The 16,237-nt window shown below is 69.0% G+C and carries 15 protein-coding genes; 7 read left to right on the top strand and 8 right to left on the bottom strand.

Going from position 1 to position 16,237, the window contains the following annotated elements; translation table 11 throughout:
• Positions 1 to 23: 23 nt before the first annotated feature.
• The 7 genes from AC07OZ_RS00160 to AC07OZ_RS00130 all read right to left on the bottom strand — a co-directional run bounded on the left by AC07OZ_RS00160 (position 24) and on the right by AC07OZ_RS00130 (position 6,771).
• Complete coding sequence (locus AC07OZ_RS00160; RefSeq protein ID WP_495465174.1) at positions 24 to 1,091, bottom strand: aliphatic sulfonate ABC transporter substrate-binding protein; 1,068 nt, start codon at positions 1,089 to 1,091, stop codon at positions 24 to 26.
• The gene (locus AC07OZ_RS00155) at positions 1,088 to 2,662 is read right to left on the bottom strand and encodes an LLM class flavin-dependent oxidoreductase (protein WP_495465173.1); all 1,575 of its coding nucleotides are present in this window, start codon (positions 2,660 to 2,662) and stop codon (positions 1,088 to 1,090) included. Before AC07OZ_RS00155 ends, AC07OZ_RS00160 begins: the two co-directional genes overlap by 4 nt.
• Positions 2,659 to 3,468 carry a MetQ/NlpA family ABC transporter substrate-binding protein gene (locus tag AC07OZ_RS00150; RefSeq protein ID WP_495465172.1) on the bottom strand — a complete coding sequence of 270 codons (810 nt, stop codon included), beginning with the start codon at positions 3,466 to 3,468 and terminating at the stop codon, positions 2,659 to 2,661. Before AC07OZ_RS00150 ends, AC07OZ_RS00155 begins: the two co-directional genes overlap by 4 nt.
• A 65-nt stretch (positions 3,469 to 3,533) precedes the next feature.
• Complete coding sequence (locus AC07OZ_RS00145; protein ID WP_495465171.1) at positions 3,534 to 4,208, bottom strand: methionine ABC transporter permease; 675 nt, start codon at positions 4,206 to 4,208, stop codon at positions 3,534 to 3,536.
• Positions 4,201 to 5,130: a methionine ABC transporter ATP-binding protein gene (locus AC07OZ_RS00140; RefSeq protein ID WP_495465170.1), complete on the bottom strand. Its 930-nt coding sequence runs from the start codon at positions 5,128 to 5,130 to the stop codon at positions 4,201 to 4,203. The genes AC07OZ_RS00145 and AC07OZ_RS00140 overlap by 8 nt, the downstream gene beginning before the upstream one ends.
• A 14-nt stretch (positions 5,131 to 5,144) precedes the next feature.
• Positions 5,145 to 6,416, bottom strand: coding sequence for an acyl-CoA dehydrogenase family protein (locus tag AC07OZ_RS00135; RefSeq protein ID WP_495465169.1), 1,272 nt, complete (start codon positions 6,414 to 6,416; stop codon positions 5,145 to 5,147).
• A gap of 139 nt (positions 6,417 to 6,555) precedes the next feature.
• Positions 6,556 to 6,771, bottom strand: a complete 216-nt coding sequence (locus AC07OZ_RS00130; protein WP_495465168.1) for a hypothetical protein — start codon at positions 6,769 to 6,771, stop codon at positions 6,556 to 6,558.
• 283 nt (positions 6,772 to 7,054) lie between these two features.
• On the opposite strand from AC07OZ_RS00130, the gene AC07OZ_RS00125 reads away from it, so the two are divergent.
• The 7 genes from AC07OZ_RS00125 (at position 7,055) to AC07OZ_RS00095 (ending at position 15,350) form a co-directional block, all read left to right on the top strand.
• Positions 7,055 to 7,771, top strand: a complete 717-nt coding sequence (locus tag AC07OZ_RS00125) for a response regulator transcription factor (protein ID WP_495465167.1) — start codon at positions 7,055 to 7,057, stop codon at positions 7,769 to 7,771.
• A gap of 34 nt (positions 7,772 to 7,805) precedes the next feature.
• On the top strand, positions 7,806 to 9,326 hold the full coding sequence (locus tag AC07OZ_RS00120) for a sensor histidine kinase (protein WP_495465166.1): 1,521 nt from the start codon (positions 7,806 to 7,808) through the stop codon (positions 9,324 to 9,326).
• A 354-nt stretch (positions 9,327 to 9,680) separates the two neighbouring features.
• Complete coding sequence (locus AC07OZ_RS00115; protein WP_495465165.1) at positions 9,681 to 10,880, top strand: maltoporin; 1,200 nt, start codon at positions 9,681 to 9,683, stop codon at positions 10,878 to 10,880.
• Positions 10,881 to 11,043: 163 nt separating this feature from the next.
• Positions 11,044 to 12,297, top strand: coding sequence for an ABC transporter substrate-binding protein (locus AC07OZ_RS00110; RefSeq protein ID WP_495465164.1), 1,254 nt, complete (start codon positions 11,044 to 11,046; stop codon positions 12,295 to 12,297).
• Between the two features lie 153 nt (positions 12,298 to 12,450).
• Positions 12,451 to 13,329, top strand: a complete 879-nt coding sequence (locus tag AC07OZ_RS00105; RefSeq protein WP_495465163.1) for a carbohydrate ABC transporter permease — start codon at positions 12,451 to 12,453, stop codon at positions 13,327 to 13,329.
• A gap of 13 nt (positions 13,330 to 13,342) precedes the next feature.
• Positions 13,343 to 14,260 carry a carbohydrate ABC transporter permease gene (locus AC07OZ_RS00100; protein ID WP_495465162.1) on the top strand — a complete coding sequence of 306 codons (918 nt, stop codon included), beginning with the start codon at positions 13,343 to 13,345 and terminating at the stop codon, positions 14,258 to 14,260.
• A gap of 10 nt (positions 14,261 to 14,270) precedes the next feature.
• Positions 14,271 to 15,350: an ABC transporter ATP-binding protein gene (locus AC07OZ_RS00095; protein WP_495465161.1), complete on the top strand. Its 1,080-nt coding sequence runs from the start codon at positions 14,271 to 14,273 to the stop codon at positions 15,348 to 15,350.
• On the opposite strand, the gene AC07OZ_RS00090 is transcribed toward AC07OZ_RS00095, so the two are convergent.
• Positions 15,265 to 16,134, bottom strand: a complete 870-nt coding sequence (locus tag AC07OZ_RS00090) for a TspO-related membrane protein (protein ID WP_495465160.1) — start codon at positions 16,132 to 16,134, stop codon at positions 15,265 to 15,267. The genes AC07OZ_RS00095 and AC07OZ_RS00090 overlap by 86 nt on opposite strands.
• Positions 16,135 to 16,237: the final 103 nt, after the last annotated feature.

The following is a 16,237-nucleotide window of genomic DNA, read 5'->3' as shown; positions in this document are numbered from 1 at the left end:
TCAGTCCTTGCATCGCTGCGGGGTCAGGCCTTGATCAGCCCGTTGGCGAAACGCGTGTCGACCAGCTCCGCGATCGTGCGGTTCAGGTCGACACCGGGCTTCACGAGTTGCTCGGCGCTCAGGATCGGCGCTGCCGCCTGCAATGCCTTGACGTGCTCGTCCGACGGCTGCGGATGCGAGAAATCGCTGCGCAGCTTCACCTGCAGCAAGGCCACCGGCAGGCTGACCTTGGCTTCCTCGGACAGGATCTTCGCGGCGTCCGACGGATTGGCGATCGTCCAGGCACGCGCCCGCTCGTAGGCCGCGATCACACGTTTCACGGTCTGCGGGTTGCGGTTCAGGAACTCCTCGCGCACGTTCAGGAAACCGTAGGTGTTGAAGCCGACGTTGCGGTACAGCAGCTTCGATCCGGCATCGAGCTCGCTCGCCGCCATCAGCGGATCGAGCCCGGCCCACGCATCGACGCGGCCCTGCTCCAGCGCCGCGCGGCCGTCGGCGTGCTGGAGCGCGACATGCTCGATGTCGCCGCGCTTCAGGCCCACCGTGTGCAGCGCGCGCAGCAGGAAGAGGTAGGGATCGGTGCCCTTGGTCGCGGCGATCTTCTTGCCCTTCAGGTCCGCGAGCGAGCGGATGCCGGAGTCCGGACGCACGACGAGCGCCGTCCATTCCGGCCGCGAGAAGATGTAGGGCGCGCGGATCGGATTGCCGTTCGCGCGCGCCAGCAGCGCGGCCAGGCCGGCGGTCGAGCCGATGTCGATGCTGCCGGCGTTGAGGTATTCCAGCGCGCGGTTGCTGCCGGCGCTCAGCACCCAGCGGACCGAGGAGCCGTCCTTGGCCAGGTCCTCCTCCAGCCAGCCGAAGCGACGCAGCACCAGGCTGGTCGGCGAGTAGTAGGCGTAGTCGAGCTTGAGCTCCTTCGGTGCCGCCGTGCCTTGCGCCCGCAGCGGGCCGGCGGCCAGTCCGGCCGCGAGGCCCGCGCCCAGCACCAGGGCGTCGCGACGCGTCGGATGGCTGTTGTCGTTCTTGTCGTTCTTGTCGTTTTTGTCGTTCTTGTGGTTCTTGTCGTTCTTGGAATCGATCTTGCGGGTCATGCGACGGGCTCCGTCAGGGGGATGTCCAGGGAAGTCAGCGTAGGGTCACGACCGTCGGCGGTCGCTGCGGCAGAGGGCGCGGGTTCGGTCGATTCGACGGCTGCGTCGGTGCTCGGTTCGCCGAGGCGGACACGACGCCCCGCGTGCGTCGGCTTGAGCCCGTCGCCTTCACCGAACAGCCGCGCCCGCAAGGTCTTCGGCGTGGCGTCGACGTCGGCTCCCTCACCCGCTTCGGGTCGATAGCGACCACGACGACGCAATTCCGGAACCACGAGATCGACGACATCGCGGAAGGTCTCGTGCGCCAGCGCGAAGGCCAGGTTGAAACCGTCGAGGCCCGTGGCGTCCTGCCAGGCGATCAACTGGTCCGCGATCTCCGAGGGATCGCCGACGAAGACAGGCCCTCGCCCGCCGAGTCCGATGAACGCGGCCGCTTCGCCGACCGTCCAGCGCCGCGTCGGATCCGCGCTGCTGAACGAGGCCAGCGCCGTGCGCCCCGCCTGCGTGTCGAGGTAGTCGATGGTCGCGTCCAGCGGATACCGGCTGAAGTCGACACCGGTCCAACCCGACAGCAGCGCCAGCGCGGCTTCGATGTCAACGTGGGACTTCAGGTCCTCGTGCTTCGCGTGGGCCTCGGCGCTGGTCGGGGCGGTGACGATCAGCGCCTGGCCGTAGATCAGCACGTCGTCGCGCGCGCGGCCCGACTCCGCGACCGCATCGCGCAGGCCGTCCACGTAGCCCTTCACCACGGAGGTGCTGGGACCGCTCACGAAGACGCACTCCGCATGCCGGCCGGCGAAGGCGCGGCCACGGCTCGACGTGCCGGCCTGGAACAGCACCGGCGTGCGTTGCGGCGACGGCTCGCAGAGATGCACACCGGGCACGCGGTAATGCTCGCCGCGATGGTTGATCGCATGCACCTTGGCCGGGTCCGTGAACACGCGCCCCGCCTTGTCGCGCTTGACCGCGCCGTCCTCCCAGCTGAGTTCCCACAGCTTGTAGACGACGTCCAGGTACTCGTCGGCCAGGTCGTAGCGCTCGTCGTGCGCGCGCTGCCCGGTCTGCCCGAGGTTGCGCGCCGCGCTGTCGAGGTAGCCGGTGACGATGTTCCAGCCGATGCGGCCACGCGTCAGGTGGTCGAGCGTCGAGATGCGCCGCGCGAAGCTGTACGGCGGCTCGTAGCTCAGCGCCACCGTCACGCCGAAGCCGAGGTGCCGGGTCACCGACGCCATCAGCGGCACCAGCGCCAGCGGATCGTTGAGCGGCACCTGCACCGCATGGCGCAAGGCCGCGTCCGGCGATCCGCCGTGCACGTCGTAGACGCCGAGCACATCGGCCAGGAACACGCTGTCGAAGCCGCCGCGTTCCAGCAGCCGCGCCAGCTCGATCCAGTAGTCCGGATCGGTGTAGCGATGCGACTCGTCGCGTGGATGCGTCCACAGCCCGGGCGACTGGTGCCCCACCGTGTTCATCGCGAAGGCGTTGAAGCGCACGGGCTTCTCCGCTGGCGCGCCGGCACGCTCATCGGCCGCGGCAGACGCCGCGGCGGGCCGCTGCCCGTCGGCACTCATTGCAGGAACGCCGGCCGCGCGTAGCCGGGGAACTTCTGCACCAGCACGGCCTTGAACTCCGGCGCGCGGAAGGCGTCCGCCAGCGCCAGGGTCCATGGCTGCTGCTTGTCCTTGCCCTTCACCGCCAGCACCAGCATGTAGTGGTCGGGCGTCTTCTCCAGCAGCAGCGCGTCGGTCAGCTTCAGCCCGCTGGAGATCGCGAAGTTGCCGTTGACGATCGCGTACTCCGCGTCGTCGAGCGTGCGCGGGATCTGCGCGGCCTCGATCGGCTGCAGCTTCAGGTTGAGCGGGTTGCTGGCGATGTCCTTCTCCGTCACGCGGATCGGATCGGCGCCGGGCTTGAGCGTCAGCAGCTTCTGGTCGGCCAGCAGCGCCAGGCCGTGCGCGAGGTTGGCCGGATCGTTGGCCAGCGTGATGCGGTCCCCGGCCTTCACGTCGGCCAGGCTCTTGCGCTTCTTCGAGTAGATCCCGAACGGCGCCATCGGCCCCTGCACCACATCCACGATGTCCAGCTTGCGGTCCTCGCGGAAGCGGTTGAGGTAGGTGATGTGCTGGAAGAAGTTGGCGTCCAGCGCGCCCTGCGCCAGCGCGATGTTGGGCTGCACGTAGTCGTTGAACTCGACCAGCTTGACCGTGTAGCCGCGCTTCTCCAGCAGCGGCTTGATGCCTTGGCGCAGCACCTCGATGTTGGAGCCGGCGGTCGCGCCGATGGTGATCTCCTTCTTGTCCTGCGCGTGGACGAGGGGCGCGGAAAGTGCGGAGGCGGTGAGCGCGAGGGCCAGCACGGTGCGGCGGGAGAAGGTCATCGAGAAGTCCTTGAAGGTCCGGGAGGAAATGGGAGGAATGGGAGGAATGGGAGAGATGAATGCGCTCAGCGCTTGTCGAGCCGCCGCGCGACGCGCTGGCCGGTGAACTGGATCAGCTGCACGAGCACGACGAGGATCGCGACCGTCAGCACCATGACGTCGGTCTGGAAGCGGTAGTAGCCATAGCGGATCGCGAGGTCGCCGATGCCGCCGCCGCCGACCACACCGGCCACCGCCGAGTACGACAGGAAGCTGATCGCCAGCACCGTCAGCGCGCCCACCAGGCCGGCGCGCGCCTCGCGCACCAGCACGCGCAGCACGATCTGCGTCTCGGACGCGCCCATCGCGTGCGCGGCCTCGATGACGCCGCGCGGCACCTCGCGCAGGCATTGCTCGACCAGGCGCGCGAAGTACGGGATCGCCGCGAAGGACAGCGGCACCGCCGCGGCCAGCGGACCGATCGAGGTGCCCGCGATCACGCGCGTGATCGGCACCAGCGCGACCAGCAGGATGATGAAGGGGAAGCTCCGCACGGTGTTCACCACCGCGTTGATCAAGCGGTGCAGCAGCCCCGCGCCGCCGTAGCCCGACAGCGACTGGCCCGGACTCAGCAGGAACAGCAGCACGCCCAGCGGGCCGCCGAACAGCACCGCCGCGCCCAGACCGATGGCGAGCATCAGGGCCGTCTGGCCCAGCGCGGTCCAGATCTCCGGCAGCAGCGCGATGAGGTTCTCAAGCATGGCGGACCTCCCGGCGTCCGATCGACGCGATCACTTCGGAGGTTTCGAGCGCCGAGGCTTCCAGTGCCGCGAGGTTCGCCGCCTGCCGCTGCAGCCGCGCGAGCTCCAGCCCCAGTGGCGACGTCGCCACGCGGAAGGCGTCGGCGACGTCAAACTGCTCGACCAGCCGGCCGTCCGCGATGACCGCGGCGCGGCGGCACAGCGCCTGCACGACCTCGAGTTCATGCGTGACGATCACGATGGTGACGCCCAGGCGTGCATTGATATCGGCGAGCGTGGCCAGCAGCTCGCGCGTGGTCTCGGCGTCGAGCGCCGACGTCGGCTCGTCGCACAGCAGCACGTCGGGTTGTGGCGCCAAGGCGCGCGCGATCGCGACGCGCTGCTTCTGGCCGCCGCTGAGCTGTGCCGGGTATTGATCGGCCTTGTCGGTCAGGCCGACCAGCGCCAGGCATTCGGCGACGCGGTCGGCGATCTCGCGGCGCGAGCGGCCCGCGTGCAGCTGCAGCGGGAAGGCGACGTTCTCCGCCGCGGTCGCGTTCTGCAGCAGGTTGAACTGCTGGAAGATCATTCCCAGCCGCTGGCGCTCGCGACGGAGTTCCGCCGGCTTCAAGGCGGTCAGCTCGCGCCCCGCCACTTGCACCTGACCCGCGTCGGGACGTTCCAGCAGATTGATCAGCCGCAGCAGCGTGGACTTGCCCGCGCCGCTCTTGCCGATCAAGCCGAGGATCTCGCCGGAGCGCACGGACAGGCTCACATCGCGGACGGCGTCGAAGCGTCGCCCATCCGGTAGCGCGAAGGACTTCGACACGCCGTCGAGGCGGATCAGCGGATCGCTCTTCTGATCTCTCCTTTGATCGCTCTTCTGATCGATCTTCAGGTCGTTCTTCTGGCCGGTTTTCGGGTTGGTTTTCGGGTCGCTCATCGGAACCTCCTTGATCAGGAGTACGCCGTCGGATCGGGGATCCGGCCGTCGAGGAAGAAGCGACCCAGGTCGCGCAGCTTGTAGTCGACCGGGTCGTGCAGCGTGTGCACCCGCGCGTTGCGCCAGAAGCGGTCGAGGCCGAACTCGGCCGACGTGCTGCGCGCGCCGGTCAGCTCGAACAGCTGGCTGCCCACCTCGACGCCGGCGCGGTGCGCGAGCACCTTGGCCTCGGCGCCCGCGACCGCGACCTCGCCGCGTTCCTGCGCGGTCAGCGCTTCGCCGCGGTCGAGCGCACGGCGCAGACGGTCGACGGCCTCAGCGGACACGGCCTGCGCCGCCCTCACCTTCAGCCACAGGTCGCCGTAGCGGTGCTGCACCAGCGGATCGTCGACCGCGCGGTCCACACCCGATGCCGACCAGGCGCGCGCACGCGTCGCCGTGTAGCGGCGCGCCTCGTCGAACGCGCCTTCGCCGATGCCCAGGTACAGGTGGGTCATGATTAGCTGCGCGATCTGCGAGCGCAGCGTCGCGCGCGGCGTCGGGCTCTGGCCCGGCACCTGCAACAGCTCGTCGTCATCGAGCCGCACCGCGTCGAAGCGCACCGTGCCGCTGTCCGTCTGGCGCTGGCCGAAGGCGTCCCAGTCCTGCTCGACGCGCACGCCCTCGCGCCGCGTCGGCACGATGCCGATCAGGAAACCGCCCTCGCCCGTCGTCGCGGACACCGTCAACCGGTCCGAGCCCAGCGAGCCCGAGCAGAAGCTCTTCACACCGTCCAGCCGCCAGCCGGCACCGTCGCGCACCGCTGTCAGCCGCGTGTCGGCGGGATTGAGCGCATTGCCCCAGAACAGGCGCTGCTCGGCCGTCTCGCGCAGATGACGCGCGCCGTGCGCGATCGCGGCCGGTCCGCCGTACAGGGCCACGCCGTAGAGCTGCAGATGGTGAAAGGCCAGCACATGCGCCAGCGCGCTGTCGACGCGGGCAATGCGCCGCACGACCTCGAAGAACTCGGGGATGCCGCCGCCCAGGCCGCCGTGCGCCTCGGGGATCGTCAGCGCGAGCAGACCGCTGGCGCGGATCAGCTCGCGCTGCTCGGCGGCGTGACCGCCCTCGCGGTCGCGTTGCACGGCCGTGGCGGCCAGTTGCGCCACGACGCGGTCAAGACCTGGCCCCAGCAACTGGGCCAGCGGGGATGCCGCATCGCCGGCAGGACCGGCAGGACCGGCAACAGGGGCATCGGAGGAAGTCGGGGAGGCGTCGTCAAGACGCCGCAGCACGGGAGCAGTCATCGGCGGGGAGGCACTCGGGGGCGGCAATGCGCGATGTCGCCGAGTGTTCCTGTCCGACCGCGCGGACCGAAGCGAGAAATTCGTCTGTGCTTATGCGGCGCCCGCCACCGTGGCGCCGCCGTCCGGGGTCAGTCCGGGGTCAGCCCGTGCTCAGCCAGGTGCAGGCGTTCTTCGCCGCCTGTGCGTTGCTCTGGATGCCGACCTCCTGCGAGAACATCCGCATCCGCTGCGCGCATTGCTCGATGTGCCGCTTGTCGGGATGCCACGGTCCCGCCGCGTTTCCGCTGCTCTGCAGGTTCGCGTTCTTGGTATAGACGACGCGCCAGAGCGTCTGTTTGAGGTCGCTGGCATTCATGGCGGGGAGTATTCCGAAGCCCCAGCCTCTCGCGCGAGAGGCGGTTTTCGCCACCTGATGTAGGCAATCGCCCGACATCCGCTGCAATGCGCTGGGTCTTGTGGGGAAGTCCTCGGTCCGAGCCGGAGGGAGGCGGGGGCGGTGACCGCGACCTGCGGTTAAGCCCCGCCAGCGTGGGAGCGGGCGTCGCCCCCGCCTTCCTTCGGCGAGCGCCGTGCACCGAAACCGCGCCCCGGGCTTGCCCCAGGCCAGTGCGCGCGGCCGGGCTGTTAATCTTCCATTCATGAACCTGTTGCTCGCCGAAGACGACGCTATCCTGGCTGACGCCCTGTGCGAACAGATGCGTGCCAGCGGCTTCTCCGTGGAGCATGCGCCCAACGGCGCGGTTGCGCAGTACCTGCTCGCCAAGCAGCAATTCGACGTCGTGGTGCTGGACCTCGGCCTGCCGATGGTGGGCGGCATCGAGGTGCTCAGACAGCTGCGCCAGACGGACGCCTCCCTGCCGGTGCTGATCCTGACGGCGCTGGACAGCCTGGAGGACCGCGTCGCCGGCCTCAACGCCGGCGCCGACGACTACCTGACCAAGCCCTTCGACTTCCCCGAGCTGGAAGCCCGCCTGCGCGCCCTGCTGCGACGCAGCCGCGCCTTGAAGGCCAGCACCGAACTCGGCCAGCTCAGCATGCAGCGCGAGACCCGCAGCGCGCAGGTGCGCGGCGAGATGCTGGAACTCAGCCCGCGCGAGTTCGACCTGCTCGACCTGCTGCTCACGCACCAGGGCCGCGTGATCACGAAGGAGCAGATCAACCAGGCGTGGTCCGGCGACCGCAACGGTGCCGCCGCCCTGGGCGCCGCGAGCGCAGCCAGCGCCGCCGACAGCGGCGCGGCCACCAACGCCGTCGAGGTCTACATCCACCGCCTGCGCCGCAAGCTCGAAGGCTCGCAGGTGGCCATCCGCACGGTGCGCGGCCTCGGCTACCTGCTGGAGCTGGAACGCGCCTGAGGCGCGCGCGCTCCACCCCCTCCAGGCCCTCCCGATGGCTCCGTCCCGCTTCTCGCTCAAGCGCCAGCTCCTGCTGTGGCTGCTGCTGCCGCAGGTGGTGCTGTGGCTGGCGGGCGCGGTCTTCAGCTACCGCCTCGCGGGCCGCTACGCCAACGAGGCCGTCGACGCCACGCTGCTGCAGGCCACGCGCTCGCTTGCGCGCCAGGTCAAGCCCATGGGCAACGGGCTGCTGATCGACTTCCCGCGCGCGGCGCAGGACGTGCTCGAGGCCGACCCCAGCGACAAGCTGCTCTACACCGTCAGCTCGCCGCCGGGCAAGTTCATCCTCGGCAACCGCAACCTGCCCAGCCCGCCCGCGATGCCGGCCAGCCCGCCGCTGGGCCAGGCCCAGTTCTACGACGGCGAGATCGACGCCGAGGAGGCGCGCACCGCCTCGCCGGTGCGCGTCGCCGCGCTCTACCTGCAGTTCGGCGAGAACCCCAAGGCCCAGCAGACGATGCTGGTGCAGGTGGCCCGCTCCAGCGCCAACCGCGAGCTGCTCGCGCGCCGGCTGCTGATCGACACCATGCTGCCGCTGTCCCTCCTCATCGTGCTGATGAGCATGATCGTGTGGGCCGGCGTCGGCGCGGGACTCGCGCCGATCGCGCGGCTGCGCCGGCTCGTCGAGGGCCGCAAGCCCAACGACCTGCGGCCCATCGAGCTCGATGCCGCGCCGCAGGAGCTGCGCTCGCTCGCGCAGGCGATCAATGACCTGCTCGAGGCCGTCCGCCACAACGTGCAGGGCCAGCGCCGCTTCATCAGCGACGCGGCCCATCAGTTGCGCACGCCGCTCGCGGGACTCAAGAGCCAGAGCGAGCTCGCGCTGGCCGAAGCGCCGCCCGGGCCGTTGACGATGCGGCTCGCCCGCGTGCACGAGAGCGCCACGCGCAGCGCCCATCTGGTCAACCAGCTGCTGGCGCTCGCGCGCACCGAGCCGGAGTCGCTGACGCGGCAGACGCCGGTGCGATTCGACCTCGGCCGCCTAGCCCGCGAGGTCACCGCCGAGCTGGTGCCGCGCGCGCTCCAGCAGAACGTGGACCTGGGTTACGACGGCCCCGACTGCGATCCGGACTGTGCCTCCGCCTCGCAGCTCGAGGAGCCGCTCACCGTCCCCGGCATCGCCCGCGGGGAATCGCTGGAGGACCGCCCCGTCGAGGTCACCGGCATCCCGCTGCTGCTGCGTGAGGCGCTGGTCAACCTCGTGGACAACGCGCTGCGCTACGCGGGCCGCGGTGCGCGCGTGACCGTGCAGGTTCAGGTGCAATTGCAGGGACAGGGGCACGGCGACGCCGACCGGGCGGAACTCGTCGTCACCGACAACGGTCCCGGCATCCCCGAGGACCTGCGGGAGCAGGTCTTCGAACGCTTCTTCCGCGCCACCCACGAAGGCAACGGCTGCGGACTGGGCCTGGCGATCGTCAAGGAGATTGTCGAGCGCCACGGCGGCCGCATCGCGCTCTCGACGGCGCAGCCCCGCGGCCTGCGGGTGCTGATGAGCCTGCCGCTCGCCGCCTGAGCGGCTCCAGGTCGGACGGCCCCGCCGAGCCCCCTGGACCCCGCCAGGACCCGCTGCGGCCGGTCATCGCACGTCGGTCCTCACAGGACTTGCCACGGCGATCGTCTCCTTGAACCTGCGTGCGCGGCGCAGCCCGAGACGCACCAAGACTGCCCCGACAACACGCCAAGCGCCCGAATGCATCGGCGGGCGCCCGGATTCGCCATTTTTCATGCACCAGAACGCTAGTGGTAAGCACCAATATAGTTTCATTAATGAATTATTAAAGTTCAGCCCGCATGCAAGAAAGATAAACGTCCGATTAACGGCGGCACGCCCGGAGCACCGTCGATCGGAGACAACCGGAGACTGAACATGACACGCACCTCGCGCTTGCGCACCACCACGCTCTCGACGCTGTCGGCCGCCGCTGGCCTGCTGATGGCCGCCGGATCCGCCCACGCCCTGGACTACACCGGCTACTTCCGCGCCGGCCCCGGCGGCACCACCAGCGGCGGCGCCAGCCGCGCCTGCTACGCCCTCAACGGCGGCACCGCCGGCATGAAGTACCGCCTCGGCAACGAGTGCGACATCTACGGCGAGTTCCAGCTCGCCCAGGGCTTCAAGAAGGACGGCATCGACTACAAGGTCGTGCTGATGACGGACTACTGGAACCCGCATTCGGACGCCGACGACACCAAGCAGCTGCGCCTGGCGCAGATGTACGCCGAGGCCAAGGGCTTCGACTTCGCCCCCGAGGCCACCGTCTGGGCCGGCAAGGAACGCGGCCGCCGCGGCGACATCCACATCGTCGACACCTACTTCACCGAGATGGCCGGCATCGGCGCCGGCTTCAAGGGCCTCAACGTCGGCCCGGGCAAGCTCGGCGTCGCGTACTACACCAACGACAAGGACAACAACCAGCGTCCGGCCCACCGCGGCAACGTCGAGTACGTCGACATCAACTCCAACACCGACGGCACCCTGGCCTTCTTCGGCACCGCCACCAAGTCGCAGTTCGCGGGCGGCACCAACGGCTGGGGCCTGACCGCCAAGCACGTCCAGGCCAAGCTGTTCGGCTCGGACTTCAACAACGTGCTGTGGGTGCAGTACGCGCAGGGCTCCACCGGCCTGAACTCCAACTTCGGCAACCAGACCGACACCTCCGCGGCGAAGAAGTTCCGCGTCGTCGAATCGGTGAACTTCCAGCAAGGCGCCTGGGGCGGCATGGGCATGCTGCTGTGGGCCAACGAGAAGGACAACGCCGGCAAGGCCACGGTGTCCACCTCGGTCGGCGGCCGCCTGTCCTACGGCGTCACCCGCAACTTCAAGCTGCTCACCGAAGCCGGCGTGTCGCAGTACAAGCCCGACGGCGGCCAGCGCGCGCGCCTGACCAAGGTGACCTTCGCCCCCACGCTGTCCACCGGCCCCGCGCTGATGGACCGGCCCGAGTTCCGCCTCTACGTCACCCACGCCAAGTGGAACAAGGCCGCCGGCAATGTGACCGGCGTGGCCGGCTACGACGGCGAGACCTCGGGCACCAGCTTCGGAGCGCAGGTCGAAGTCTGGTTCTGATCGGAAGAGGCGCGGGGGCGCCTGGCGCCCCGCCTCATCCGACATCCCATGACAACATCGCACTCACTGAACGACGCGACATCCTGAAGCGACACCCGAAGCCACCCCGACGCGATCCCCGAGACCCTCTCGAAGCGATTTCAAACGATACGGAGACAACCCGATGATGAAGCTCAAGCAACTGTCCCAGGCCGCCGCGCTGTGCGCGCTGATGGCCGCCGGCGCGGCCCAGGCCGGCGAGGTCGAGGTCCTGCACTGGTGGACCAGCGGCGGCGAGGCCAAGGCCGCCACCGCGCTCAAGGCCACCCTGCAGAAGCAGGGCCACACGTGGAAGGACTTCGCGGTGGCCGGCGGCGGCGGCGACTCCGCCATGACGGTGCTGAAGTCGCGCGTGGTGTCGGGCAACGCCCCGGCCGCCGCGCAGATCAAGGGCCCGTCCCTGCAGGAATGGGCGGCCGAGGGCGTGCTGACCAACGTCGACGCCGTGGCCAAGGCCGGCAAGTGGGACGAGGTGATCCCGCCGGTGGTCGCCAACATCATGAAGTACCAGGGCCACTACATCGCCGCGCCGGTCAACGTGCACCGCGTGAACTGGCTGTGGGTCAACCCCGAGGCGCTGAAGAAGGCCAACGCCAAGCTGCCCACCACGTGGGACGAGTTCTTCGTCACCGCCGAGGCGCTGAAGAAGGCCGGCATCATCCCCGTCGCGCACGGCGGCCAGAACTGGCAGGACTTCACCACCTTCGAAGCCGTCGCGCTGGGCGTGGGCGGCACCGACTTCTACAAGAAGGCGCTGGTGCAGCTGGACCCGGCCACGCTGACCGGACCGCAGATGGAGAAGGTGCTGACCACCTTCAAGCGCATCAAGGACTACACCGACAAGAACGCGTCGGGCCGCGACTGGAACCTGGCCACCGCGATGGTGATCAAGGGCGAGGCCGGCATGCAGATCATGGGCGACTGGGCCAAGGGCGAATGGGTCGCCGCGGGCAAGACGCCGGGCAAGGACGTGCTGTGCGTCGCCGCCCCGGGCACGCAGAAGGCCTTCACCTTCAACATCGACTCCTTCGCGCTGTTCAAGCTGAAGAACGCCGCCAACGAGAAGGCCCAGCAGGACCTGGCCACCGCGATCATGTCGCCGGACTTCCAGGAGCTGTTCAACCTGAACAAGGGATCGATTCCCGTGCGCACCGGCATGAAGATGGACAAGTTCGACGACTGCGCCAAGCAGTCCGCGACGGACTTCGCCGCCGATGCCAAGTCGGGCACCCTGGTGCCGTCGATCGCGCACGGCATGGCGGTCCCCGCCGCGGCCGAAGGCGCGATGAAGGACGTCGTGAGCCAGTTCTGGAACAGCGACAAGATGACGGCCAAGGAGGCGCAGACGAAGCTGGCGTCGGCCGCCAAGACGAAGTAACGCAGTCGATGCAGTAAACGTCGCCCCGTCGTCGTCGACGACGCCGGCGACGTCGGCCCCGAAGGGGGCGGACCCACCCTAGCGACTGGACCGCCCCCGCTCCGTTTCCCCCGACACGCCGTCCGCGGCGCGTCCTCAGGTCCGCTCCCACGCATGTCCGCTTCCCGAGCCCCCCGCAGTCCCTGGCTTCCCAAGCTGGTGGTCGCGCCGACCTTCCTCATCTCCTTCCTGTTCATCTACGGCCTGATGGCGTGGAACGGCTACCTGTCGCTGTCCGCGTCGCGGCTGCTGCCGAACTACGAGTTCGTCGGTCTGGACCAGTACCGCGCGCTGTTCGACAACGAGCGCTGGTGGCTGGCCCTGACCAACCTGGGCATCTTCGGCGCGCTGTTCATCGGCGGCGCGATGGCCGTGGGCCTGCTGCTGGCGATCCTGCTGGACCAGAAGATCCGCGGCGAAGGCGTGCTGCGCACGGTGTACCTGTACCCGATGGCGCTGTCCTTCATCGTGACCGGCACGGCGTGGAAATGGATCCTCAACCCGGGTCTCGGCATCGAGCACCTGATGCAGCAATGGGGCTTCGAGAACTTCAGTTTCGGCTGGCTGGTCGACCCGGACATGGCGATCTACTGCGTCGTCATCGCCGGCGTGTGGCAGTCGGCGGGCTTCGTGATGGCGCTGTTCCTGGCGGGACTGCGCGGCATCGACGACTCCATCATCAAGGCCGCGCAGGTCGACGGCGCCTCGCTGCCGCGCATCTACTGGCGCATCATCATCCCGACGCTGCGGCCGGTGTTCTTCTCGACGCTGATGGTCGTGGCGCACATCGCCATCAAGAGCTTCGACCTGGTGATGGCCCTGACCGCGGGCGGCCCCGGCTACGCCACCGACCTGCCGGCGACCTTCATGTACACGATGGCGTTCTCGCGCGGCCAGATCGGCCTGGGCGCAGCCAGCGCCACGGTGATGCTGGCCACGATCGCGGCCATCGTCGTGCCCTACCTCTATTCCGAGCTCCGCTCGAAGCAGTAAAGCGAGCGCCGTGATGAGTACCCTCACCTCTTCATCCCATTCCCCCTCCCGTCCTCCCTCTTCCAGCCAGGCGAGCTCGCGCAGCCTCACCGTGCAGCGCGTGCTGCTGTGGGCCGTGCTGCTGGTCTTCGCCTTCTTCTTCCTGCTGCCGCTGTACGTGATGGTCAGCACCTCGCTCAAGGGCATGGACGAAGTCCGCAACGGCACGCTGCTGTCGGTGCCGCTGGCGCCCTCGCTGGACGCCTGGTCCAAGGCCTGGAACAGCGCCTGCACCGGCACGGACTGCGGCGGGCTGAAGCCCTTCTTCATGAACTCGGTGCTGATGGTCGTGCCGGCGGTGCTGATCTCCACCGCGCTGGGCGCGATCAACGGCTACGTGCTGACCAAGTGGCGCTTCCGCGGCAGCGAGCTGCTGTTCGGGCTGCTGCTGTTCGGCGTCTTCATGCCGATGCAGGTCGTGCTGCTGCCGATGAGCCAGGTGCTGGGCACGCTGGGCATCGCCAGCTCGGTCTGGGGCCTGATCCTGGTCCACATCCTGGCCGGCATGCCCTCCACGACGCTGTTCTTCCGCAACTACTACGCCGGCCTGCCCGACGAGCTGATCAAGGCGGCGACGCTGGACGGCGCGTCGTTCTGGCAGATCTTCTGGCGCATCGTGGTGCCGCTGTCGACGCCCATCCTGGTGGTGACGCTGATCTGGCAGTTCACCTCGATCTGGAACGACTTCCTGTACGGGGTGGTGTTCTCCGGGGCCGACAGCAAGCCGATCACGGTGGGGCTGAACAACCTGGCCAACACGTCCAGCTCGGTCAAGGAATACAACGTGGACATGGCCGCGGCGCTGATCGCCGCACTGCCGACGCTCGTGGTCTACGTGGTCGCGGGCAAGTATTTCGTGCGTGGGCTGACCGCCGGCGCCGTCAAGGGTTAAGGAGTCAAGCATGGGCGCGCTCGCCATTTCTCAAGTCCGCAAGAGCTACGGATCGGCCGACATCCTCAAGGGCATCGACCTGTCGATCGAGGCCGGAGAGTTCCTGATCCTGGTCGGCCCGTCGGGCTGCGGCAAGTCGACGCTGCTGGCGATGATCGCCGGCCTGGAGCACCCGACCTCGGGCGCGATCCACATCGGCGACCGGGACGTCACCTACCTGCCGAGCAAGGACCGCGACATCGCGATGGTGTTCCAGAGCTACGCGCTCTATCCGAACATGAACGTCGCGCAGAACATCGCCTTCGGGCTGGAGATGCGCAAGGTGCCGAAGGCGCAGCGCGAGACCACGGTGCAGCGCGTCGCGAAGATGCTGCAGATCGACCACCTGCTGGACCGCAAGCCGGGCCAGCTGTCCGGCGGCCAGCGTCAGCGCGTGGCGATGGGGCGCGCGCTGGCGCGCGATCCGAAGCTGTTCCTGTTCGACGAGCCGCTGTCCAACCTGGACGCGAAGCTGCGCATCGAGATGCGCGCCGAGATCAAGCTGCTGCATCAGCGCACCAAGACAACGACGGTCTACGTCACCCACGACCAGGTCGAGGCGATGACGCTGGGCGACCGCATCGCGGTGATGCGCGACGGGCTCGTTCAGCAGTTCGGCACGCCGGAAGAGATCTACACGCGGCCGGCCAACCGCTTCGTGGCGGAGTTCATCGGCTCGCCGACGATGAATTTCGTCAAGGCCGAGCGCAACGGCGGCGGCGCGCTGGCCGCGCAAGGCGTGACCCTGCCGGTGAACGCGGCGCAGCAGGCCTCGATCGACGCGGCCGGCGGCGTGCTCTACGGCGTGCGGCCGGAACACATCCGGCTGGCCGAGACGACCGACGCCGGCGCGGGCGGCATGCCCGGCGTGCTGAAGATGAGCGAGCCGACCGGTCCCGAGACCTACCTGCTGGTGGATACGCCGTCAGGCCCGATGACGGCGCGTGTCTCGGGCAATCCGCACCTCAATGTCGGTGACGCGGTTCGACTGCAATGGGCGGCGGAGTCGGCCCATCTGTTCGACGCGAAGGACGAGCGCCGCCTGGCGTGACCGTGCCGGTGGGGCCGAGAGGTCTCACCCGCAGCCAGATCGTCTGCGCCGCGAGCACCGCGGCCAGCGCCAGCGCGATCCAGGCGGAACCGTCGGAGCCGGTCATCGGCGAGGCGGTCTGCTTCACGTACACGCCGACGAGGCCCCACACCGCGGCGCCGGCATACCCGAGCGCCGCGGGGCCGGTGCCCGGCGCGTGCAGCCGCGCGTTCGCGACGAGCAGCAGCAAGGCGGCCAGCGCCCACAGCACCAGCGTCCAGGGCAACTGGTCCTGCGTCGGCAGCATCTGCGCGGCGACGACGGTCTGCGCGGTGTCCAGGAAGGCGGCGAGCGACAGCCATCCCGCATGCAGCGCAAGCGGGAACACGGCCAACCACGACTGCGCGCCGCGCGGCATCGCGCGCGCCACCAGCATCAAGGCCCACAGCAGGCTCGCCAGCGCGGCCCAGATGACGGCCAGCGCCAGCCCGAACCACTGCTGCGAGAACACGATCATCCAGCTCGCTGTCAGCGTGAAACCGATGACGACCAGCCAGTGGCAGCGATGGGAATCGCGGTGCCCTTCCCGGTCCGGGACCGGCTGGCCGCGCAGCAGCCACACGGCGAAGACCAGGTCGAGCAGGAAGATCACCCCCCAGATCGAGAAGGCGTAGCCGTCGGCGACGAGCAGCGTCGGGAAACGGTCGGAAATGGCGCCGTTGTCGGGGCCGAAGACGCCGCGCTGGGAGGCCCACGCCACCAGGGGCATGGCCAGCGCGCTGAGGATGACGAGGATCTGGAGCATGTCCCATCATGGGCAAGGCACATTCCTCCGGCAAGCCGGGCGCTCGTGCACGCAGGCCAACGGAAGGCCAAGCGCGGGCTCTCCACGACTCAGGGGGCATCGC

The organism is Roseateles sp. GW821-FHT09G03, from assembly GCF_059416045.1.
Note: the sequence above shows the minus strand (reverse complement) of the source record. Positions and strands in the feature narration are given on the sequence as shown.